The sequence below is a fragment of the Enterobacter sp. BNK-8 genome (assembly GCF_048685095.1).
GTDB lineage: Bacteria > Pseudomonadota > Gammaproteobacteria > Enterobacterales > Enterobacteriaceae > Enterobacter > Enterobacter quasiroggenkampii.
Window position 1 is genome coordinate 1,838,042 of the sequence record NZ_JBLQTN010000001.1, and the last position, 25,928, is coordinate 1,863,969.

Sequence of the window (25,928 nt, forward strand, 5' to 3'; positions counted from 1 at the left end):
AGGGATAGCTACATCCGTCTGGTGGACATATCCACAGGAATCCGTACACCTGCAAGGAGAGAAATATGAGTAACATAAAGGTTGTTGATGTCATCATTCGCAAAACGGCGGAGAAAACGAAATTAACCGGCGAAGGGAATTTGTCGGTCTCTATTTCATCCCCGAGCGTGATTGAAATCCAGGGTTCTGCTCAGGATGTGGCGCGTTATGTCCGCCAGGGTAATGACCTCCTCATTTATATGAAAGATGGCAGCGTGATTCGCTGCAATAACTATTTTGTTGAAGATCCTGAAACGCATACTCAGTCAGAGCTGGTATTCAACGATCGTCAGGAACTGACGCATATTTCTTTTGCCGATGCCGGGGAAGCATCAGGCGTGGCGGTGACCGAGTTAACCGCGCAGGCCACACCGATTAGCAGCATTCAACCTTTCCTGGAGCAGGAAAGCGTCTTAAGCGACGCGCCGTGGGGCTGGATTGCGGGAGCTGCATTAGGCGGCGGTGCCATCGGGGCGCTGCTGGCAAACGGCGGCGACGGCGATACTAAAACAAAACTTATTGATAATACGAAAGAGGTGGAAAGCGCCACGCCAACCTTCCTGCTGTCGGATAAAGCGGGCGACAAGCAGGGCGTGCTGACAGCAAACGCGATCACGGACGACAATACGCCAACTTTTAGCGGTACCGGTCAGCCGGGCGCGACGATCCAGATCAAAGACAGCAGCGGCAGCACCATCGCCAGCGCCATGGTGAGTAAAGAGGGCACCTGGACGGTAAAATTACCGACCCAGACGGACGGGGAACACACCTGGTCGGTGGTGCAGATCGACGGCAGTAAGACTACCGATGCGGGCAATATCACCGTAACGGTCTCGACCGCCGAGGCCGCCATTACGCTGGCCACCACGGCGGGCGATAACGTGCTTAACGCCAGCGAGCAATCCGCAGGCTTTACGCTCTCCGGCGCCAGCAAGAATCTGGCGCAGGGCACCGAACTTACCGTGACGCTAAACGGTAAAACCTACGCGGCCGTGGTGGGCGCTGACGGGACGTGGAGCGTTAACGTACCCGCGGCCGACGCGCAGGCGCTGGGCGATGGCACCTGGACGGTTAACGTCAGCGGCAAAGACGCGGCGGGTAACACCGTGAGCGGCAGCCAGACAATCGGCGTGGATACCGTCGCGCCAACCCTCTCTGTCGATACCCTTGCGCAGGACAACATCATTAATGCCGCCGAGCACAGCCAGCCGCTGACGCTGACCGGCAAAACGAATGCGGAAGCCGGTCAGATCGTCACAGTCACGCTGAACGGTAAAAACTACAACGCCACGGTGGGCAGCGACGGCACCTGGTCCGTCACGCTTGCCGCGAACGACGTGCAGGCGCTCAGCGAGGGCAATCACACCCTGACGGTGAACGTCAGCGACAAAGCGGGTAACGGCTCGTCTGTCACCGCCGATTTTGCGGTGGATACCACCGCGCCGGTCGTCACCATCGATACCGTGGCGGGCGACGATATTCTCAATACCAGCGAGCAGGGTCAGGCGCAGATTATCTCCGGGCAGGCAAACGGCGCCGCTGCGGGGGATGTGGTCACCGTGACCGTTGGCGGCCAGTCCTTCACCGGCGTGGTGCTGGCGGACGGCAGCTGGAGCGTAGGCGTTCCGGCGTCCGTGCTGGGCGCGCTGGGGGAAGGTAACCATACGATTTCAGTTTCCGTGACCGACGCGGCAGGCAACACCGGCAGCGCCACACACGGCATTACGCTGAGCGGCAACCCGCCAGAATTTACGATTGATGCCATTAGCCAGGACAACGTGTTGAATGCTCAGGAGGCAATGCAACCGCTGAGCCTGACCGGCACCAGCAACCTGCCTGACGGCAGCGCCATCACCGTGACGCTGAACAACGTCAGCTATCAGGCCACCGTTGAAAACGGCATCTGGGCGGTCCAGGTGCCGGTTTCCGATGTACTGAATCTGGCGAACACCCTTTACACCGTCAGCGTCAGCGGTACTGACAGCGTGGGTAACAGCGGCTCTGCCGCGGCGACGCTGCTGGTGGATACCGTGCTGCCGCAGGTGATCATCAACACCTTTGCGGGGGACAACCTGGTCAATAACGCCGAAGCGGGTGTGGATCAAACGCTCAGCGGTCGCGTCACCGGCGCGGCGGCGGGCGATACCGTTTCTGTCACCGTGGGCGGCAAGAACTACATCGCCACGGTGGGCAGCGATCTGACCTGGAGCGTGAAAATCCCGTCAGCGGATCTTAAGGCGTTCGGCGACGGCGATTTAACCTTCACCGCGTCGGTGACCAATTCGCACGGCAATACCGGTACCGGCGAGCGCGATATCAACATCAACGCACAGCTGCCGGGCCTGCGTGTGAACACCATTTCCGGCGATGACGTGGTCAACGCCATTGAGCAGCAGCAGGATCTGACCGTCACCGGCTCCAGCACCCATCTGGCTGCCGGCACGCAGATTACCGTCACCATCAATAACGTTGAGTACGTTACCGCGGTGAACGCCAGCGGCCACTGGCAGATCGGCGTCCCGGCCGCGGACCTGCAGGCCTGGACGGCGGGAGAGGTGACGGTAAGCGTCAGCGCTGAAGATGACTGGGGCAATACCGTTGCGGCTGAACACCCGATTGAACTCGATCTGAACGCTGTGGCGGTCACCATTGATACCGTCTCCGGCGACGACCTGCTGAATGCGGCAGAAAAAGGCGCCGATTTAACCCTTTCCGGCCAGACGCAGGGCGTGGAGGCGGGGCAGACCGTGGTGGTGAAATTCGCCGACCAGACCTTTACCGCACAGGTGCAGCAGGACGGCTCCTGGAGCCTGACCGTGCCTGCCAGCGCCATGGAAACCCTGATCGACGGGCGCGCGCAGGTGAGCGTCAGCGTCACGAACGTCAATGGCAACAGTGCCGACGCGTCGCGCGTGGTCACGGTGGATACGCTGCCGCCAGCGATTACGCTCGATAATCTGACCGCCGACAACATCATCAACGCGGCTGAGGCGCAGCAGGATTTAGCCTTGCGCGGCACCAGCAGTGCGGAAGCAGGCCAGACGGTCACCGTGACGCTGAACGGTAAAACGTATCAGACCACGGTCCAGACGGACGGTACCTGGCAGCTGATCGTTCCGGCGGCTGATGTCGGCGCCCTCAACGATGGCATCGTGACCGTGACGGCCACCGTGAGCGACGTGGCGGGCAACAGCAGCAGCGCCGACCGCGTGGGTCTGGTGGACGCGACCGTGCCGCAGGTGACCATTAACGACTTTGTCACCGACACTAACACCGTTAACCAGCTCGCACATTCACAGGCGCAGATCCTGAGCGGCTCCGTCACCGGTGCTGCAGCGGGCGACCTTGTGACCATTACCATTAACAGCGTCGATTACACCACCGTGGTGGATGCGGCTGGCAACTGGAGCCTTGGCCTGCCGGCGTCTGTCGTTCAGGGGCTGACGGACGGCACCTGGACCATTGACGTCTCCGTGACCGACAGGTCCGGTAATACCGGTAGCACTTCGCTGGATGTGGTGGTGAATACCGTGACGCCTGTTATCAGTATCAACACGCTGGCGGCAGACGACGTGATTAACGCGACCGAGAAAGGCGAAGATCTGCAGATTTCCGGCACCAGCAACCAGCCGGAAGGCACGACCATTACGGTGACCCTGAACGGCATACACTATACGGTCACCGCTGACGCCAGCGGCAACTGGAGCCTGACCGTTCCGGCGGCAAACGTCTCGGCGCTGGGCGAAGCGAATTACACCGTGACGGCGAACGTCACCGATAGCGTAGGCAACAGCGCCTCAACCTCGCACGATGTGCTGGTGGACAGCTCGCTGCCGGTGGTAACGATCAACACGCTGGCGGGCGACAATATCGTTAACGCGGCGGAAGTGGCGGCGGGGCAAACCCTTTCCGGTAAGGTGACGAACGCGGCGGCAGGTGACACTGTCACGATTATCCTCGGCGGTCAGACATACACGGCTACCGTACAGGACGATCTCACCTGGAGCCTGCCGTTAACGGAGAGTCAGTTCACCGCGCTCGGCAATGGCGATCTCACCGTATCGGCCAGCGTGACCAACGGCCACGGCAATACCGGCTCTTCTTCTCTCGACTTCACCATCGACGCCCAGCTTCCGGGGCTGCGTATTGATACGGTCGCAGGCGACGACGTGATTAACGTGATTGAACACGCGCAGAACCTGATTTTGTCCGGCACCAGCACCGATCTAGCGGCGGGCAGCGCCGTGACCGTGACCATCAACGGCAAAGCGTATTCCGCAACGGTGCTGGCAGACGGTACCTGGCAGGCGGCGGTACCGGCGGCGGACGTGTCCCAGTGGGCAGATGGCTCGCTGGATATCAAGGCAAGCGCGCAAGATGCCTCCGGCAACCCGGTAACCATCGGGACCGTCGTGGACGTCGATCTCGCGCCGGTCGCCATCACCATCAGCAGCGTGACCGACGACAACGTGCTTAACGCGGCGGAAAAAGGCCAGGATCTGGTGCTGTCCGGTACGACATCCAACGTTGAAGCGGGCCAGACCGTCACCATCACCTTCGCAGGGAAAACGTATACCACGACGGTGGATGGCAACGGCGACTGGACCTGGACCGTTCCGGCTGCCGATCTGAGCGGCCTGAAAGAGGGCGACGCCAGCGTGCAGGTCAGCGTCACCAACGTGAACGGCAACACGGCCTCTTCGGCGCAGGCATTCAGCGTCGACACCACCGCGCCGACGGTGACCATCAACACCATCAGCGGCGATAATATGCTGAATGCGGCTGAGGCGGCGCAGGATCTGACCCTGAGCGGGACGTCTACGGCCGAAGCAGGCCAGACGGTCACCGTGACCTTCAACGGCAATCAGTACAGCGCGCAGGTGCAGGCGGACGGCAGCTGGACGCTCGACGTGCCTGCGGCGGATCTGGCAGGCATTACCGACGGCAACGCGGCGGTCACGGCGACCGTGTCCGATAAAGCAGGTAACCCGGCCAGCGCAGGATCCTCGGTGTTGGTGGACACCACCGTGCCGCAGATCACCTTCAACATCGTTGCCGGCGACGACATCGTGAATATTGCCGAGCACGGCCAGGCGCTGATCGTCTCCGGTAAGGTGACGGGCGCGCAGGCGGGCGACGTGATTACCGTGACCCTGAACGGTAAAGACTACACCGCCATGCTGGACGCGTCCGGCAGCTGGAGCGTGGGCGTTCCGGCGGCGGACGTGGGCGCGCTGGCCAATGGTGACCAGACAATCTCCGCGACCCTCACCGACAAAGCCGGTAACAGCGCCAGCGCGACGCACGAATTTGACGTCTCCCTGACCGCGCCGGTCATTGCCATCAATACCCTGGCGGTTGACGACGTGATCAACGCGACCGAGAAAGGCCAGGATCTGCAGGTATCCGGCACCAGTAACCAGCCGGACGGAACGACCATTACGGTGACCCTGAACGGAATCAGCTATACGGCCACCACCGACGCCAGCGGGAACTGGAGCGTGGCCGTTCCGGCGGCAAACGTCTCGGCGCTGGGCGAAGCGAGCTACACCGTGACGGCGAGCGTGACTGACGCCGCGGGCAACAGCGCGAGCACCGGCCACAGCGTGCTGGTCGACAGCGCGCTGCCGCAGGTCACCATCAACCCGGTCGCCACGGACGATGTCATTAACGCAGCGGAAGTGGCTGCCGGACAGACCCTGAGCGGGAAAGTGAGCGGTGCGGCGAGCGGTGACACTGTCACCATTTCCATCGGTGGCAATATCTATACTGCGACGGTTCAGGACGATCTGAGCTGGTCGGTCAACGTGCCGTCCTCGGTCTTAACCGCCATCGGTAACGGCGATCTGACGGTGTCAGCCAGCGTCACTAACGGCCACGGCAACACCGGCACCGGCGAGCGCGACATCAGCATCGACGCAAACCTGCCGGGCCTGCGCGTCGATACCGTGGCAGGCGACGATGTGATCAATAGCATCGAGCACGCTCAAAACCTGATTATCACCGGCACCAGCGACGGTCTGGCAACGGGCGCGGCGCTGACCGTCACCGTCAACGGCAAAACCTACGCGGCCACCGTACTGGCGGACGGCACCTGGACGGCGGCCATTCCGGCGGCAGACGTCAGCGCGCTGGCTGCGGGCACGGTTACCGTGACCGTGGAGGGGCAAAGCACCGCGGGGAATCCGGTGACCATCAGCCATGACGTGAAGGTGGATCTGGCGGCAGTCGCCATCAGCATTAACCCGATTGCCTCTGACGACGTGATTAACGCGGCAGAGAAAGGCGCGGACCTGGTGCTGTCCGGCTCCACCACCAACGTGGAAGAAAACCAGACCGTTACCATCACCTTCGGCGGCAAGTCGTACACCGCGACGGTCGATGCCGACGGCAACTGGACGGCTACCGTACCGTCTGCCGACGTGGGCAGCCTGAAGGACGGCGATGCCAGCGTGCAGGTGAGTGTGACCAACGTGAACGGCAACAGCGCGTCGGCGGGCCGCGAGTACAGCGTGGACGCGACCGCGCCGACGGTGTCTATTGAAATCATCAGCGACAACAACATCATCAATGCGGCTGAAGCGCAGCAGGATCTGGTGATTAACGGCGTCACCAACGCCGAAGCGGGCCAGACCGTCACCGTGACCCTGAACGGTGTGGACTATACCACCACCGTGCAGGCCAACGGCAGCTGGAGCGTGACCGTGCCGTCCGCGGATCTGAGCGGTATTACCGACGGGAACTACACCGTCAGCGCCGCCGTATCGGACAAAGCGGGCAACCCGGCCTCCGCGGATCGCGACGTGCTGGTGGATACCACCGTTCCACAGTTGACCATTCACACCGTGTCCGACGACGATGTGATCAACAGCGCCGAGCATGCGCAGGCCCTGATTGTCACCGGTTCCGTGACGGGCGCGGCGGCGGGCGACGTGGTCACGGTCACCCTCAACGGCAAATCGTACACCGCCACCCTGGACGCCTCCGGCAACTGGAGCGTGGGCGTGCCTGCGGCGGACGTCACCGCGCTGGCTGCCGGGGATTACACTATTACCGCGGCGCTGACCGATAAAGCGGGCAACAGCAACAGCGCCACGCACGGCGTGGCGGTGAACCTGACCGCGCCGGGGCTGACCATTGACACCGTTTCCGGTGACGATGTGATCAACAACACCGAGAAAACCCAGGATCTGACTCTCTCCGGTACGGCTTCCGGCCTGGCGGCAGGCGCGGTGGTGACCGTGATGCTGAACGGCAAAGCGTACAGCGCGCAGGTGGACGATAACGGAAAATGGACCACCACCGTTCCGGCGAGCGAAGTCGGTCAGCTGGGCGAGGCGCTTTACACCGTCACCGCCTCGGCGACGGACAGCGTCGGTAACAGCACCAGCGCGTCGCACACCGTAAACGTGGAGTCCGTTCTGCCGGGCGTGATCGTCAACACCATTGCGGGCGACGACGTCATTAACGCGGCGGAGCTGGCAGCCGGCCAGACCATCAGCGGTAAGGTGGTGAATGCCGAAGCGGGCAACACCGTGACCGTGACCATTGGCGGCAACAGCTACACCGCAACGGTGCAGAACGATCTCACCTGGTCCGTTAACGTGCCGTCGGACGTGCTGACTGCGCTGGGTAACGGCGATTTGACGGTGTCGGCCAGCGTGACCAACGGCGTCGGCAACAGCGGATCCGCTGAGCGCGATATCACTATCGACGCTAACCTGCCGGGCCTGCGCGTGGATACCGTGGCGGGTGACGACGTGATCAACAGCATCGAACACGGGCAGAACCTGATTATCACCGGCACCAGCGACGGGCTGGCGGCGGGCGCGGCGCTGACCGTGACCGTCAACGGCAAAACCTATCCGGCGACCGTGCTGGCGGACGGCACCTGGCGCGCGGCGATCCCGGCTGCGGACGTGGGTGCGCTGAATGCAGGCACGGTCACCGTGACCGTGGCAGGCCAGAGCAGCGCCGGTAATCCGGTCTCCATCAGCCATGATGTGACGGTGGACCTGGCGACCGTTGCCATCAGCATCGATGCGATTGCCGCAGACGACGTGATTAACGCCGCCGAGAAGGGCGCGGATCTGGTGCTCTCCGGGGCGACCTCAAACGTTGAGGAAAACCAGACCGTTACCATCACCTTCGGCGGCAAGAGCTACACCGCGACCGTAGGCGCCGACGGCAAATGGACGACCACGGTGCCAGCCGCCGACCTGGCGGGTCTGAAAGACGGCGACGCCAGCGTGCAGGTGAGCGTCACCAACGTGAACGGCAACAGCGCCTCGGCGGGCCGCGAGTACAGCGTGGACGCGACCGCACCGTCCGTGACCATTAACACCCTGGCGACGGACGACATTCTCAATGCCACCGAAGCGAAGAGCGATCTGACCGTGTCCGGTACCAGTACCGCCGAAGCGGGCCAGACGGTCACCGTATCGCTGAACGGCAAAGACTACACCACAACCGTCAGCGCGGATGGCAGCTGGACGCTGAACGTCCCGGCGGCTGATGTTGCGGCCCTGACGGACGGCAGCGTCACCGTGACCGCAAGCGTCAGCGACAAGGCGGGTAACCCGGCATCGGTAGACCACAACCTGGCGGTAGATATCACCGTGCCTGCGGTGACCATCAATACCGTGGCGGGCGACGATGTGATTAACATCGCAGAACACGGCCAGGCGCAAATCATCAGCGGCACCGTCACCGGCGCGGCAGCGGGCGATAAGGTGACCGTCACCATCGGCGGCCAGACGTACACCACCGTGCTGGACGCGGCGGGGAACTGGAGCGTGGGCGTACCGGCCAGCGTGATTTCCGGCCTCAGCGACGGCACCGTGACCGTCACGGCGTCCGTCACCGACGCGGCGGGCAACACCGGCACCGGCAGCCATAACGTGACCGTCGATACCGGTCTGCCATCGGTCAGCTTCAACGCCATCAGCGACGATAACGTGCTGAACGCGGTGGAGAAGGGTCAGGATCTGAGTGTCAGCGGCACCAGCGCCAACCTGGCGGAAGGCACCGTGGTGACCGTGACCCTGAACGGCAAAAACTACACGGCGACGACCGCGGCAGACGGCACCTGGAGCCTGACGGTTCCGGCGGCGGATCTGGCCGGTCTGGGTCAGGCCAACTACACCCTGAATGCGACCGCCACCAACGGGGTGGGCAACAGCGTGAGCAACACCGCGAACCTGCTGGTAGACACCGCGCTGCCGGGCGTCACCATCAACACCATCGCGGGCGATAACGTTATCAACGCGGCGGAAGTGGCCGCGGGCCAGACCCTCAGCGGCAAGGTAACGAACGCGGAAGCGGGCAATACCGTCACCGTGACCATTGGCGGCAACAGCTACACCGCAACGGTGCAGAACGACCTGACCTGGTCCGTCAACGTGCCGTCTGACGTGCTGACCGCGCTGGGCAACGGCAGCCTGAGCGTGACGGCGACCGTCACCAACGGCCACGGCAACACCGGCACCGGCGAGCGCGAGATCGCGATCGACGCTAACCTGCCGGGCCTGCGCGTCGATACCGTCGCGGGCGACAACGTGGTCAACAGCATTGAGCATGCGCAGAACCTCATTGTTACCGGCTCCAGCGACGGGCTGGCACCGGGCACGGCGCTGACCGTCACCATCAACGGCAAAGACTATGCGGCCACGGTGCTGGCGGATGGCAGCTGGAGCGCGGCGATCCCGGCTGCTGACGTGAGCGCGTGGCCGGAAGGCACCGTCAAAATCAGCGTCACTGGCGACAGCGCTGCGGGCAATCCGATTACCATCAGCCACGATGTGACGGTAGATCTGGCGACCGTTGCCATCAGCATCAATGCGATTGCCACCGACGACGTGATTAACGCGGCGGAGAAGGGCGCGGATCTGGTGCTGTCCGGTGCGGTCATCAACGTGGAAGCCGGGCAGACCGTGACCATCAGCCTGAACGGCAAAATCTATAGTGCGACAGTGGACGACAGCGGCAACTGGACCTGTACCGTACCGTCTGCGGATCTGGCTGGCCTGAAGGACGGCGACGCCAGCGTGCAGGTGAGCGTCACCAACGTGAACGGCAACAGCGCCTCGGCGGGCCGCGAGTACAGCGTGGATGCGACCGCGCCGAGCGTGACCATCAACACCCTGGCGACGGACGACATTCTTAATGCCGCCGAAGCGAAGAGCGATCTGACCGTGTCCGGCAGCAGCTCTGCCGAAGCGGGCCAGACGGTGACCGTGTCGCTGAATGGCAAAGACTACACCACCACCGTCAGCGCGGACGGTAGCTGGACGCTGAACGTCCCGGCGGCTGATGTTGCGGCCCTGACGGACGGCAGTGTGACCGTTACCGCAAGCGTCAGCGACAAGGCGGGTAACCCGGCGTCCGTTGATCACAACCTGACGGTGGACGTCACCGTTCCGGCGGTGACCATCAACACCGTGGCGGGTGACGATGTGATTAACGTGGCTGAACACAGTCAGGCACACGTTATCAGCGGCACCGCCACCGGCGCGGCAGCGGGCGATAAGGTGACCGTCACCATCGGCGGCCAGACGTACACCACCGTGCTGGACGCGGCGGGTAACTGGAGCGTGGGCGTACCGGCAAGCGTGATTTCCGGCCTCAGCGACGGCACCGTGACCGTGACTGCGTCCGTCACCGACGCGGCGGGCAACACCGGCACCGGCAGCCATAACGTGACCGTCGATACCGGCCTGCCGTCCGTGGCCTTCAACGCCATCAGCGGTGACAACGTGCTGAATTCGGTGGAGAAAGGTCAGGATCTGAGCGTGAGCGGCACCAGCGCCAACCTGGCGGAAGGCACCGTGGTGACCGTGACCCTGAACGGCAAAAACTACACGGCGACGACCGCCGCAGACGGCACCTGGAGCCTGACGGTCCCGGCGGCGGATCTGGCGAGCCTGGGCGAAGCCAACTACACCCTGAGCGCGGCCGCCACCAACGGCGTGGGCAACAGCGTGAGCAACACCGCGAACCTGCTGGTAGACACCGCGCTGCCGGGCGTCACCATCAACACCGTGGCGGGCGATAACGTCATTAACGCGGCGGAAGTGGCCGCGGGCCAGACCCTCAGCGGCAAGGTAACGAACGCGGAAGCGGGCAATACCGTCACCGTGACCATTGGCGGCAACACCTACACCGCGACGGTGCAGAGCGATCTGACCTGGTCCGTGAACGTGCCGGAGTCCGTCCTGACGGCGCTGGGCAATGGCGATTTGACCGTGTCAGCAACCGTCACCAACGGCCATGGCAACACCGGGACCGGCGAGCGCGACATCGCGATCGACGCTAACCTGCCGGGCCTGCGCGTTGATACCGTGGCGGGCGACGATGTGATCAACAGCATCGAACATACTCAAAACCTGATCGTCTCCGGCACCAGCGACGGGCTGGCGGCAGGCACAACGCTCACCGTGACCGTCAATGGCAAAACCTATGCGGCCTCCGTGCTGGCAGACGGTTCCTGGAGCGCGGCGATCCCGGCGGCAGACGTCGCGGCCTTCGCAGCAGGTACGGTCACCGTGACCGTTGCAGGCCAGAGCGCGGCGGGCAACCCGGTGACCATCAGCCATGACGTGACCGTCGATCTGGCGGCGGTGGCTATCAGCATCGATGCGATTGCCACCGACGACGTGATTAACGCGGCGGAGAAAGGTGCGGATCTGGTGCTCTCCGGCAGCACCTCGAACGTGGAGGAAAACCAGACCGTTACGGTTACCTTCGGCGGCAAGACGTACACCGCGAAGGTGGATGCTGACGGTAACTGGACGGCCACCGTGCCGTCTGGGGATCTCGCGGGCCTGAAAGACGGTGACGCCAGCGTGCAGGTGAGCGTCACCAACGCGCACGGCAACAGCGCCACGGCGGGCCGGGAGTACAGCGTGGACGCGACTGCGCCAACCGTGACCATTGATACGGTCGCAGGCGATAACGTGATTAACGGCAGCGAAGCGGCTGCGGGCGTTGCTATCTCCGGCACCACCACGGCGGAAGCCGGGCAGACGGTCACCGTGACGCTGGGCGGTAAGAGCTATACCGCCCAGGTGCAGCAGGGCGGCGTCTGGAGCGTGAACGTTCCGGGCAGCGATCTGACCGCACTGGCGGATAGCGGCTACACCGTGCAGGTGAGCGTGAGCGACGCGGCGGGGAACCTGGGCAGCGCGGGTAAGACGATTACGCTTGATACCACGCCGCCGACCGTCAGCTTTAACGTGGTGGCGGGCGATGACGTGATTAACAGCGTGGAGCACGGCCAGGCGCAGATCGTCAGCGGGTCGGCAACCGGCGCGAACGTCGGCGATAAGCTGATTATCACCCTCGGTTCGCACCAGTACACCACCACCGTTGACGCCAGCGGCAACTGGAGCGTGGGCATTCCGGCCAGCGTGATTTCCGGCCTCAGCGACGGCACTGTGACCCTCAGCGCGACCATTACCGACAGCGCGGGTAACAGCAGCACCCAGACCCATGACGTGGTGGTCAACACCGCCTCCGTGGCGCTGACGGTGAACACCGTTAGCGGTGACGACGTCATCAACGCGGCTGAAGCCGGTTCGTCACTGGTGATTAACGGCTCCAGCGCGCAGTTCGCCAGCGGGACTCAGGTCACCGTGACTCTGAACGGCAAGACCTATACCGCCACGATTCAGAACGACGGCACCTGGACGACCACCGTACCGGCCGCCGACGTGGGCGCCCTGGCCGATGGCGCACGCTATCAGGTGTCCGTATCGGCACAGGACAGCGCGGGCAACAGCGCGTCGGCAACGCACGGCATCAGCGTGGATACCACTGCGCCGGTGGTGAGCATTGGGACGCTGTCGGTTGACGACATGCTGAACGCCGCGGAAGCGCAGCAGCCGCTGACCGTGCACGGATCTTCCAGCGCGGAGGCGGGTCAGACCGTTACCGTGACGCTGGGAGGCAAAACCTACACTGCGCTTGTCGGCAGCGACGGCACCTGGACGCTCGACGTGCCGGCAGCCGACCTGGCCGCCCTGAGCCAGGGCGCGCTGACGGTCACTGCCTCGGTCAACGATAAAGCGGGTAATAACGGCCAGACCACGCACACCTTAACGGTAGACACCGTTGCGCCAAACGTGACCATCAGCACTGTGGCCGATGACGATATCGTCAACAACGCGGAGCAGCTGGCGGGCCAGACCATCCGCGGCACTACCACGGCGGAACAGGGCCAGACGGTGACCGTCTCCTTCAACGGGCACAGCTATCAGGCGACCGTCGGGGCAGACGGATCGTGGTCGGTCTTCGTGCCGGGCCGTGATTTCCTCGGCCTGAGCGACGGGGAGTACACCATCACCGCGTCGGTGAGCGACAAGGCGGGCAACCCGGGGAGCGCAACGCACGACGTGACGCTGAACGGCGATGTTCCAACCATCACCATTAACACCTTTGCGCAGGACGACATCGTCAACGCCGCCGAGCACGGCACGCCGCTGGTCATCAGCGGCACCACCGATGCGCCGGCAGGCCAGACGGTGACCATCACGCTGAACGGTAAAACCTATGCGGCTACCGTCCAGAATGACGGTACCTGGAGCTACACGGTGGGAAGCGCTGACGTGACCGCGCTGGCAGACGGCGGCTCGTACGTGATTAACGCGCAGGTCAGCAATACCATCGGCAACAGCGCCAGCGATAACCATACCGTCACGGTCGATCTGACCGCGCCGTCGATGGGGATCGCTATTGATTCGCTGCAAAACGACACCGGCCTGAGCGCAACGGATTTCATCACCAACGACAGCCAGGTCGTCGTCAACGGCTCGCTGACCGCGCAGCTCGGCAATAACGAGAAGGCGCAGATCAGCCTCGACGGCGGCGTCACCTGGATTGACCTGACCGTGACCGGCACCACCTGGCGCTACGCCGATGGCCGCACCCTGACGGACGGGACGTATCAGTACCAGGTCCGCGTGATTGATAACGCAGGCAACGTGGGGGCCACGGACAGCCAGGACGTGGTGATTGACCTGACGAAGCCTGCGGCAACCACCATTACCGTGGATTCCATTACGCAGGATACCGGCCTGTCCGGCAGCGACTTTATCACCAGCGACAACCAGATCAGCCTGAAAGGGACGCTGGGCGCGGCGCTGGGCAGCGGCGACCACGCGCAGATCAGCCTTGACGGCGGCGTCACCTGGACCGACGTCAGCGTCAGCGGCCTGAGCTGGACGTATGTCGATGGCCGCACGCTGGCCGACGGGGATTACAACTACCAGCTGCGCGTGATTGACGATGCGGGCAACATCAGCGCCACCGCCTCTCAGGTGGTGACCATTGATACCGTTGCGCCGGACGCCAGCAAAACGATCGCCATCGACAGCATCAGCGACGATACCGGCCTGAGCAGCAGCGACTTTATCACTCGCGACACGTCCCTGACGTTGCACGGCTCGCTCGGCGCGACGCTGGCCGACGGCGAATACGCCCAGATCAGCATCGACGGCGGCGTCACCTGGCAGAACGTGATCGTCACCGGCAACAGCTGGTACTACGTCGATAGCCGCACGCTGGGTAACCAGACCTATGACTACTACGTCCGCGTGGTGGATGCCGCCGGTAACGTGGGGGCCAGCGCCCATCAGCAGGTGACCGTCGATACGGTCGCCCCGGATGCGGCGATTACGGTGACCGTGGATAACATTACCGTGGATACCGGCTTCGATAATAACGACTTCCTGACCAGTTCGACCTCGTACACGCTGCACGGAACGCTCGGCGCAGAACTCGGCGCGGGTGAATTTGTGCAGGTGAGCATGGACGGCGGCACGACCTGGGTATACGCCACCGTAAGCGGTACGCAGTGGAGCTACAGCGACACGCGTACCCTGACCGACGGCAGCCATAACTACCAGGTGCGGGTCGTTGACCTGGCGGGGAACGTTGGAGCCACCACCTCGCAGGCGGTGACGGTGGATACGCAGGCGCCGCAGTATGGCGTCACCATCGACAGCATCAGCGAAGATACCGGCCAGTCCGGCAGTGATTTCATCACCATGGACACCACGCTGACCATCAACGGTTCGCTGGGCAGCGCGCTGGCCAGCGACGAGCGCGTACAGATCAGCCTCGACGGTGGGAATACCTGGCTCGATGCCACGGTCACCAACCAGCGCTGGAGCTACACCGATACCCGCGATCTGCCTGACGGGGACTACACCTACCAGGTGCGGATTATCGACCAGGCGGGCAACGTGGGTTCCACTGCGTCTCAGGTCGTCACGGTAGACACCACGCCGCCGACCACGGTTGGCACGGTCGTGAGCTACACCGACGGCGAAGGCGAGCGTCAGGGCACCTTTGGCAGCGCGGTGGCAACGGACGATAACTCGCCGCTGATCAACGGGACGCTTAACCGTGCCCCGGACGACGGTGAGATCGTGCAGCTTTACCGTGACGGGGTTCTGCTCGGCCAGGTGACCATGAACGGCAGCGCAAGCTGGTCCTTCCAGGACAACGGCCTGAGCGACGGGAATCACACCTACATCGTGCGCGTCACCGACAGGGCCGGAAACTACACGGAATCCGAGGGCTTTGTGCTGAATGTCGATACCAGCATCCCGACCACCACGGCGGCGATCACCGCGCAGACCACGTCGGATACCACGCCGATCGTCACCGGTACCGTCTCCGCTGACCTGGTGAACGGCGAATACCTGGTGGTGACGGTGAACGGCAAAACCTACACCTCCCAGACGGGCGGTGCGGTGGTGGTCGACCCGGATCACAACACCTGGTATCTGCAGATCCCGGACGGCGATGCGCTGGGCGTGGCGAGCTACAGCGTGACCGCGCAGGTGAAGAGCAGCGCGGGTAACGGCAATACCACGGGTACGGCGACCGGCAGCCTGGTGATTGATACCACCTCGGTGAACACCGACTGGGCAACCACGGCGGGGAACAGCAACAACTCCACCATGACCCTCGGCATGAACAGCAGCGGTCTGTGGAATATCATCGCTAACGGCCAGTCTTACTCCAGCAGCGATAGCTCGACCTATGCCGGCAATATGCTGACTAACACCCGTAACTACTACGTGGTGAGCCAGACCGCCGCCGACTTTGACCGTAACGGCACGCAGGACATTTTCGCGACGGAAAATACCTACGCCGGGTCAACGCAGGTGATGTGGACCTACGATGGCAGCACCTATAACGCCAGTCAGCTGGCAATGGGGACCACCATCTGGTACGGCGGCGTGATTGCGTACGATAAAACCGGGGATGGTTATCTGGATCTGGCTTACGGCGATGCCGGTATGGACTCCCTGACCTATCTGGTGAACAACAAGGGTGTCCTGTCGCCGGACGGCACCGGTGGGGAAGGCGGTTTCTACGGCCAGTTTGATTCCGGGCGCGAAATCTCCGGCGTTGACCTGAACAACGATGGTACGGTGGATATTGTTCAGCACACCAACCGCAGCGGCGCGTACTCGTTAACCGTGATCAACAACAACGGCAACGGGACGTTATCCATCGGTCAGAACCTGACGAACGTGTTTGTGGCTAACGCCTCGAATACCACCACGGCGGCGTCCATGACGTGGGCGGACTTCAACGGCGATGGCTACATGGATCTGTACCTGGGCAGCAGCTACAACAACAACGGCGGGGTGATCTACTACAACGACGGCACCGGGAAGCTCTCGGCCACGAAGAGTGCGGTCGAGGCCTCTAACGCCTCGGCGGGCTATCTGTCAGTGGCGGTGGACTGGAACGGTGACGGGCAGATGGACATCATCAAGCTCAGCACCTACGGCGGCTCGCAGACGGCGACCCTGTTCACCAACAACGGCTACGGCTCCACCTGGACCTCAAGCCAACTGGCGTCCGGCATTGCTTACGCCACCGGCGTGGCGGCAGTGGACTACAACTGGGACGGCGCGCAGGATCTGCTGGTCTCTCAGCAGAACGGCAAGGTGGTGCTGGTGCAAAACAGCAAAACCATTGCTGACGGCACCGCGATGCATCTGCACATTGTCGACAGCGAGGGCATCAACGCCTACTACGGCAATACGGTCAACCTGTACAACGCCGCGGGCGTGCTGGTGGCCTCGCAGATCATCAACGCCCAGTCCGGTATCGGGTCGAACGATACGTCCGCGCTGGTGAGTTTCTACGGGCTGGATCCGAATGAAACCTATTCGGCCGAGATCCTGAAGATCACCAACGGCGTGTCGGATAACGTCACCTGGAGCGGCCTGGAGGCGGGCAACGGCAAGGAGGGCTACGTCCTGACGGCCGAAGCGGCCACCGGCGGCCACAGCGGAACCATTACCGGGACCGGGTATAACGACACCTTTATCGCCGAAAATGGCACTTATACCTACAACGGTTCCGGCGGCTGGACTACCCATTCCGACCATGACACCTGGAGCAACACCGGTGGGATGGACGTGGTGGATTACCGCAATGCGACCTCTGGCGTGACCGTGGATCTGCGCCTCTCAACCGCGCAGAACACCGGCTTCGGCACCACGCGTCTGCTGAACATCGAAGGGATTAACGGCTCGGATTACGACGACGTGATCACCGGCAACAGCGGTGATAACCGGTTCGAAGGCCGCGGCGGAAATGACACCTTCAACATCGGCAGCGGCGGTCACGATACGCTGCTCTACAAGCTGATCAACGCTTCGGACGCCACGGGCGGTAACGGTCACGACGTGGTGAACGGCTTTACGGTCGGCACCTGGGAAGGGACGGCGGACACGGATCGTATTGACCTGCGCGATCTACTTTCCGGCAGCGGCTATACCGGCACGGGCTCGGCGAGCTTTGTAAACGGCGTGGCCACGCTGGACAGCAGCGCGGGCAATATCAGCGATTACATCCGCGTGGTGCAGAACGGCAGCAATACCGAGATTCAGGTTGACCTGGACGGTACCGGCGGTCAGTTCTCGCCAACCACCCTGGTGACGCTGAACGGCGTGCAGACGGATCTGGCGACGCTGCTGGCGAACCATCAACTGTTAATTGCGTAAAACAACGCCGCGGGGAGCGATCCCCGCGGCCTTTTGGCGTTTCTTTACACGAATGGCGTTAACCCGGAGATTATGAAGACACATCCACAGTACGAACCCTGGCTGCAGGGCATGCTCATCATCGCGAAGCACTACCGGCTGGACTTTTCGGTGGAGCACGTTCGGGTCACGATTAACCATGAAAGCCAGTCGCCGCGCCAGCTGGTGCTGGAGGAGATGGCGCGCCAGCTTGGGCTGGGGATGCGTGTGGTGGCGGCGGAAGCGGTCTCCCTCGATCCGTGGCGTCTGCCGCTGCTGGCGGAATTCACCGGTGGGCAGATTGCGGTGATCAACCGCATGGACAACGAAGGCAACGTCAGCCTGCAGTTCAGCGGCGACGGCGGCCTGGAGACGACGCTGACGCGCGAGGCGCTCGGGTCGCGGTTAAAGGGCCTGATGGTGCTGCGCCCGCTCGAGTCTACGCCGGATGCCCGCGTGGATGACTACATCAAACCGTATGAGAAAAACTGGTTCTGGCAGCTGGCGCTGAAGGACTGGCGACGCTACAGCGACATTATGCTGGTGGCGCTGGTCGCCAACGTGCTGGCGCTTTCCGGCATGGTCTTCTCCATGCAGGTCTACGACAGGGTGGTACCGTCGCAGTCAGAAGCCACGCTGTGGGTGCTGTTTGGCGGCGTGATGATTGCCATCGTGTTCGAATTCATCATGCGCATGCTGCGTGTACACATTTCTGACGTGGTGGGGAAGCGTGCCGATCTGCGCATCTCTGAACGCGTCTTTGCCCACGCGCTGCGGATTAAAAACGGTGCGCGCTCGAAATCAACCGGATCGTTTATCGCGCAGATCCGCGAGCTGGAGTCGGTGCGCGAGCTGATCACCTCGACGACCATTGCGGCCCTCTCCGATCTGCCGTTCTTCCTGCTGTTCGTCTTTATTCTGTGGATGATTGGCGGTCCGCTGGTGCTGGTGGTCCTGCTCGCCGTGCCGCTGTTGCTTATTCCGGGCCTGCTGGTGCAGCGCCCGCTGGGGAAACTCTCCAGCGAAGGGATGCGTGAATCCGCCATTCGCAACGCCACGCTGGTGGAAGCGGTGCAGGGCATTGAAGACATCAAGCTGATGCGCGCCGAGCAGCGTTTCCAGAACCAGTGGAATAACACCAACGACGTCGCCGCCAGCGTCGGAATGAAGCAGCGCTGGCTGACGGGCCTGCTGCTTACCTGGACCCAGGAGGTTCAGTCCATTGTTTACGCGGTGGTGCTGCTGGTGGGCTGCTATCTGGTCATCAGCGGTGACATGACCACCGGTGCGCTGGTGGGTACCTCGATTCTGGCGTCGCGGACCATTGCGCCGCTGTCGCAGATCTCAGGCGTGCTCTCGCGCTGGCAGTCGGCAAAAGTGGCCCGTAAGGGGCTGGACGACCTGATGCAGCGGCCGATTGACGATCCGCAGCACGGCAAGAAGGTGCACAAAGCCCACCTGCGCGGCGACTATGCGCTTGAGGACGTCGGGTTTTACTACGACGAGGAAGAGAAACTCACCGTGCTCAACATCAGCAAGCTGCAGATCCGCGCCGGAGAACGCGTGGCGGTGCTCGGGCGCAATGGCTCCGGCAAAAGCACGCTGTTACAGCTTCTGGCGGGCATGCAGGAGCCACAGCAGGGCACCATTCTGCTGGACGATATTGCCCTTAATCATCTTGATCCGGCCGACGTGCGTCGCGACATGCAGCTGCTGAGCCAGCAGGCCCGTCTGTTCTTTGGCTCCGTGCGGGACAACATCCTGATGGGGAACCCGCTGGCGACCGACGATGAGATTCACCAGGCGCTGGTCAACAGCGGCGCGCTGGAGTTTGTGCGCAAACAGAAAATGGGGCTGAACACTATCATCAACGAGGGCGGAACGGGCCTCTCGGGCGGACAGCGTCAGGCGCTGCTGCTGGCGCGCGCCCTGATCACCTCGCCGACTATTCTGCTGCTTGACGAGCCTACCGCCTGGCTGGACGAAATGAGCGAGAAGCAGTTTATTCAGCATCTTCACACATGGCTGGGTAAGCGTCGGACGCTGGTGGTGGCGACGCATCGCCTGCCGATTCTGGACCTGGTCGACCGCATCATCGTGCTGGAAAACGGCAAGGTGGTGATGGACGGCCCGCGCGACGCCATCCTGCACCAGCATGGTATGGCGCCGCAAAAGACAGCACAGCGCACCGTGACCATGAAACCGGCGGCGGTTGCAGAGGAGGGGGCGGCATGAATGATTTCTCCCGTTTTAATAGCCGACTGAAGGAGCCTCGCCTTCCGCGCTCTACCCTGGTGGCATGGTCCCTGTTCGCCCTGCTGGTGGTGTTTATCGCCTGGGCGAGCCTGTTCCATCTTGATGAGGTGACGACCGGCAGCGGCAAGGTGATACCGTCTTCGCATGAGCAGGTCATCCAGTCCCTGGAAGGCGGCATTATCCACAGCCTGATGGTGCGCGAAGGCGACATCGTCGAGCGCGGCCAGCAGCTCGCGCAGCTTGATCGGACAAAAACCGAGTCGAGCGTGCTGGAGAGCGAGTCGCGTCTGAATGCGGCGCTGGCCACGGCGGCACGCCTGAAGGCCGAAGTTAACGACACGGAGCTGACGTTTCCCGAGGAGCTGGATGACGACGTTGAGCTGGTTAAGCAGGAAACGGCGCTCTATCAGTCCCGTCGCGAGAGCCTTGAAAAAGGGCTGGCGGGTTTACGTCAGGGTGCCGAGCTGGTGCAGCGCGAGCTGTCGTTGACCCGTCCGCTGGTGACCCAGGGGGCGGCCAGCAAGGTGGAGGTGCTGCGTCTTGAGCGTCAAAAAAATGAGCTTGAGAATAAAATCACCGAGATGAAAAACCAGTATTACGTCCGCGCCCGCGAAGAGCTGGCGAAAGCCAATGCGGAGATTGAAGCCCAGCGTTCGGTGATGAAGGGGCGGGAAGACTCCCTGACCCGACTGACCTTCAATGCGCCGGTTCGCGGGATCGTGAAGGATATTGACGTCACGACCGTGGGCGGCGTCATCCCGCCGAACGGCAAGCTGATGAGTCTGGTTCCGCTTGACGACCAGATGGTGGTAGAAGCGAAAATTTCGCCGCGCGATGTGGCGTTTATCCATCCCGGCCAGAAGGCGCTGGTGAAAGTGACGGCCTATGACTACTCCATTTACGGTGGGCTGGAAGGGGAAGTGACCATGATTTCGCCGGACACCCTGCAGGATGAGGTGAAAAGAGATGTTTATTACTATCGCGTCTATATTCGTACCGACAGTAACCATCTGACCAATAAGCAGGGTCAGGAATTTCCGGTCTTTCCGGGCATGATTGCCACCGTTGATATTAAAACCGGCAGCAAAACCATTCTGGATTATCTGTTGAAACCGCTGAACAAGGCAAAAGAGGCGCTGCGGGAAAGATAAGTGAAAGGCGTTCGGGATACCGAACGCCTGGTGGATTATACAGTTGACGTCACGTTGTGAGCGTGGCGTCGCTCTTTAGGAACAACGTTGATGTAATGCGTAACATACGCAAAATATAACCCGGCATAATTTTCGACGAGTTCGATAAACGCCGGATAGACCGATAGCCGACCATCACCCCGATCTTTCAGATAGCCTGCCTCCTGAGCCGATTTGATAATCCGGTTGACGTGGATGCGCGATACAAAAAATTCTTTTGCGAGCGTGCTGGCTGAATAGTCGATGACGGCACCATGGGCAGATTTATTTTTCATAGCCTGCAGGTAAAGATAAAGCATAATCATACGTCCGCCATCTTTATCGATAAATAATCCCACTTCAGGCAACACCTTTCTGAACGTTAATCCCCGAAAAAGATATTCTGCCGCACGGCGGAAGAAGTTATTTCTCAAAATATCATTATCCAGCAGGTTCACGTTAATATTGAATGTTGGGTAAAGAATGCTGACAGGCAAAAAAGCGCCGGACATATATCGCTTAAGTTCATTCAGACCTTTTTCGGTTGGCGCGATTCTCGTTTTGCGTCTGTCTTCCGTACAGCGCCAGGTCCTGATGCGCCCGGTGGTTCTGAGTATCGTAATGATCGCAATAACGCTGTTAGGGCTGGCTATCTTATAGCGAGAGCATAACTCTTTAATTTCTGAGACTGACTCGGCCTGATTTCCAAAAATAAAACAACACATGGAGAGGATAATGTTGAACCGGGATTCCTGCAGCATTGTCTTGTAGAACAAAGGTTGTTTTTTGTAGATGGTGTCATTAATTGTGTAGTGCTCTAATATTGCCTCACCGAATCGTGGATTGTTTTTTATAACATCCCTTCGATGTAGCAAGGCCCTGGATGAGATATGATTATCCATAGCATTTTTCTCGTATTTGAATGAGCCGATAGATGAAGTATCCAGTCTTCTTTTTCGGAATTTTCATTATACCCTGAGAATAAAACATTTGCCGTGGTTATTTGAAAAGAAAAGTATATTTAAACGCGGGTGATTAACGCAAAGATGTTCCGGTGAATTAGGCTGATAACAGTTTCTTAACCCTGGGTGCTACTGTAAAATTATACTTCGCAACAGATGCAATAAATTTTACGCATACTCAAATGGAAATGGCGCTTTGGTGCCCAGGAGCAGGTTATGACCCACAAAATTTCTCTCAGAAATGGGGCGTGCGATGAACATAAGTTTGTCATCTCAGCCTGCGGTTTCACATTCCAGGGATATTGTTCGATCCTTAATAAATACGGAATCCATGCTTCCCGGATCCACTTTAACGGAGATGAGGCATCTCAACAGGATATTGAAAATATCCTTAAAAATCAGGATGCCCATATCGTGGTGTTTCTCGGGAAAGGCGTGGTCAACCTCCTGGAAAGCCTGAAGCGACTGGCCTCGGTACTCAATGCACTCCCCGTTATTCGGCATGTCACCCTGTATGGTGATATTCCTGATGGCTGGCTGTACCGCACGCTGGGCAGTCTTTTAAATAACCGCTATCAACTATCATTGATTCGCGTAGCCAGCGTTTCTGATGTAATAGCCTGTTTTCATACCCATTACAAAAGTTTTAAGGATCGCTCTCGCGCATTACGCGAACGCTACATGGATATTTCCTCGCAAGAAAATCTCAAGTGGTTAACACGAAGAGAAATTGACGTATTATTAAGTTTCTACCGCGGCATGTCCGTAAAAGAAATGTGCGATAGAATGGGGTTGTCGAATAAAACGGTGTATACCCACCGTAAGGAAGGTGTGCTTAAATTACACTTAATTAAGCGTTGGCTACACGATCCGCATAATTTTAAAGCAGAAATGCCTGCTAAACACCCACGTCAAAAAACGGGGCTCACGGAGAAGGAAACCGACATTTTTAATGCCCTACGTAATCGCGAAATATTTCCGGCATATCAGATTATTACCGATCGTGATAAAAAAGGTGTTGGGTTTGAAATACTGATTCGCTGGAATAAAAACGGTAAAATTGTCAAGCCTGCCAGTTTTTTAACGGATATTACCAATCATGAGATATGGCTGCAAATAACGGCCTTGGTCATCCATGCTGCCGTTTCAGGTATTAATAAGTATAACGGGAAATATTATTTTTCTGTGAATATCCCGCCTCGTCTGGCATCCGGAAATGCCTTGCCTGATATGGCACGAAAGGCCATCGATATGCTGCTCAAACCGCAGTGGGCGGAAAAGCTGGTCTTTGAATTTGCAGAGGATATTGACGTGACGAAGGATAAAAGGATCCCTGAAACCATGCGGCATTTACGTAAGACGGGGTGTCGTTTATTTCTGGATGACTGCTTTTCTAACCATCAAACCATGTTCCCGGTGCGCCAGGTCCATTTCGATGGACTCAAACTGGATCGGGACATCGTCGATCACTTTGTGGCAAATGACAATGACTACAATTTAATAAAAGCGATTCAGATTTATAGCGACATGACCGGCACTGACTGTATTGCAGAAGGGGTTGATAGCGAAGAAAAGTTCGAGAAACTCGTCGCGCTGGGCGTTAAAAACTTTCAGGGATATTATCTTTCACGTGCCGTGAAAGAGGATGAGTTAGACCGCATGGTACGGTTATTTAGCTGATAAGAAAAATAAAGCCCCGAAGGGCTCTGGTTTATTTTCGACCCAGCAACAGGCCGAGAACAATACCGACAGCACCCGCGGCGATGAGGCCGGTGAGGGGATTATTTCTGACCGCTTCTGTGACGTCGGAAACGGCATCGCTGGCCTGAGCGGCGTATTTTTTCGCGGCACCTTTTACCTGATGTTTTGGTGAATCGACGAATTCACCAAACTGCTGCTGCGCTGAACCTGCAAGTTCATCAAATTTATTTTTTGCCTTGTCTTCAGCAAACTGGGTGTTTTTATCAGTACCGATATCAGACATTTTTGCCTCCTTTTGTTGATAGTTAAAGGATAGCCGCTCTTTGCGGATGTGGGAGACGCAAGGCTAAATTCGGCACCTGACAGGGCGGTTTTCGGATATATCTCTATACCGGGAACCCGTTATTTCTCATTGTCATCCTGACCGTAATACAGTTTCCCGATGCGGATCAGCGGGCGACCCTGAGACTTACGGTGCAGGTTACTGTCCCTCAGCGAATAAACGCACCCGCAATATTCCTGCTGGTAAAACTGTTCCCGCTTGCTGATCTCAATCATGCGTGAGGAGCCTCCCTGTTTGCGCCAGTTATAGTCCCAGTAAACCATACCCGGATAGCGCGCGGCCGCACGCTGGCCGCAGTCGTTTATTTGCTGCATGTTCTTCCAGCGGGAGATCCCCAGCGAGCTGCTGATGACGCTGAATCCATTTTCTGCCGCATAGAGCGCCGTGCGCTCGAAACGCATATCGAAGCACATGGTGCAGCGGACGCCGCGCTCGGGTTCCCATTCCATGCCTTTCGCGCGCTCAAACCAGTTATCGGTGTCGTAATCGGCATCAACAAACGGCACGCCGTGCTTTTCCGCAAAGCGAATATTTTCCTCCTTACGAATGAGGTATTCCTTTTGCGGATGGATATTGGGGTTATAGAAGAAAATGGTGTACTCAATGCCCGACGCCTGAATAGCCTCCATCACTTCACCCGAGCAGGGTGCGCAGCAGGAGTGCAGCAGCAGTTTGTCAGCGCCGTTGGGCAGGGTGAGTTGAGGGCGGATAAAAGGGGCTGTCGTCATGGCGTTCTGCACTATGTTGATGAAATTTATGGAAGGGTAGCATAAATTCAGAATCTGTTGAGACGGGATCGACGCAGGAAAGCGCGATCCCGCGGGGCGGGATCTTCTCGGGTAGCGCGTGCCGCTATTCGGCAAATTTGAGCAACGCTTCTCCGTCAAGACGGCAGCGCACCCATTCGGACTGCGGCAGCGCGCCAATGCTCAGATAAAAATCTATAGCGGGCTGGTTCCAGTCCAGCACGCTCCATTCAAGGCGACCGCACTGCCGTTGTACGGCGAGCTGGGCGATATGTTTCAGCAGTGCTTTTCCCGCCCCCAGGCCGCGATAAGCTGGGGAAACATACAGATCTTCCATATAAATCCCGTTGCGTCCGAGCCAGGTTGAATAGCTGGTGAAGAACACGGCATAGCCCGCGATCTTGCCTTCACACTCCGCGATCAATGCCTCGGTTTTAGTACCTGCGCCAAAGAGCGTTTCCCGGATCTCCTCCGGCGTGGTAACCACTTCTTCCGGGGCTTTTTCATACACCGCCAGCTCGTAAATCATGGCGTAAATGGCCGCTGCATCTTCGGGACGGGCCTGACGAAGGGTGATGCTCATTGTTTTTCCTGCTTTTTAGCGTGTGTCCTGATTGATGGCATTAAGCATACGGCGTATTGTCCGAAGAATTAAGTGCAAT

Annotated in this window: 8 protein-coding genes; 4 read left to right on the forward strand and 4 right to left on the reverse strand. The window is 60.0% G+C overall.

Going from position 1 to position 25,928, the window contains the following annotated elements:
- The first annotated feature begins 65 nt into the window (after positions 1-65).
- The 3 genes from ACMGGU_RS08925 (at position 66) to ACMGGU_RS08935 (ending at position 21,496) form a co-directional block, all read left to right on the forward strand.
- Positions 66-18,071, forward strand: coding sequence for an Ig-like domain-containing protein (locus ACMGGU_RS08925; protein ID WP_420300446.1), 18,006 nt, complete (start codon positions 66-68; stop codon positions 18,069-18,071).
- Positions 18,072-18,143: 72 nt separating this feature from the next.
- Entirely contained in the window at positions 18,144-20,324 is a 2,181-nt protein-coding gene (locus ACMGGU_RS08930; RefSeq protein WP_063621583.1) for a type I secretion system permease/ATPase, read from the forward strand.
- Positions 20,321-21,496, forward strand: coding sequence for an HlyD family type I secretion periplasmic adaptor subunit (locus ACMGGU_RS08935; protein ID WP_045910492.1), 1,176 nt, complete (start codon positions 20,321-20,323; stop codon positions 21,494-21,496). Before ACMGGU_RS08930 ends, ACMGGU_RS08935 begins: the two co-directional genes overlap by 4 nt.
- A gap of 35 nt (positions 21,497-21,531) precedes the next feature.
- Here ACMGGU_RS08935 and ACMGGU_RS08940 read toward each other — a convergent pair whose 3' ends face one another.
- On the reverse strand, positions 21,532-22,416 hold the full coding sequence (locus ACMGGU_RS08940; RefSeq protein ID WP_262801723.1) for a MarR family transcriptional regulator: 885 nt from the start codon (positions 22,414-22,416) through the stop codon (positions 21,532-21,534).
- Positions 22,417-22,692: 276 nt separating this feature from the next.
- On the opposite strand from ACMGGU_RS08940, the gene ACMGGU_RS08945 reads away from it, so the two are divergent.
- Positions 22,693-24,156 carry an EAL domain-containing protein gene (locus ACMGGU_RS08945; RefSeq protein ID WP_048030546.1) on the forward strand — a complete coding sequence of 488 codons (1,464 nt, stop codon included), beginning with the start codon at positions 22,693-22,695 and terminating at the stop codon, positions 24,154-24,156.
- Between the two features lie 31 nt (positions 24,157-24,187).
- Here the strand turns inward: ACMGGU_RS08945 and ACMGGU_RS08950 are convergent, their stop codons facing one another.
- From ACMGGU_RS08950 to ACMGGU_RS08960, 3 genes are all read right to left on the reverse strand, one after another.
- Complete coding sequence (locus ACMGGU_RS08950) at positions 24,188-24,460, reverse strand: DUF883 family protein (RefSeq protein ID WP_045910495.1); 273 nt, start codon at positions 24,458-24,460, stop codon at positions 24,188-24,190.
- A gap of 119 nt (positions 24,461-24,579) precedes the next feature.
- Entirely contained in the window at positions 24,580-25,248 is a 669-nt protein-coding gene (locus ACMGGU_RS08955) for an epoxyqueuosine reductase QueH (protein WP_063621585.1), read from the reverse strand.
- 124 nt (positions 25,249-25,372) lie between these two features.
- Positions 25,373-25,849, reverse strand: a complete 477-nt coding sequence (locus tag ACMGGU_RS08960; protein WP_420300447.1) for a GNAT family N-acetyltransferase — start codon at positions 25,847-25,849, stop codon at positions 25,373-25,375.
- Between the last annotated feature and the right edge of the window lie 79 nt (positions 25,850-25,928).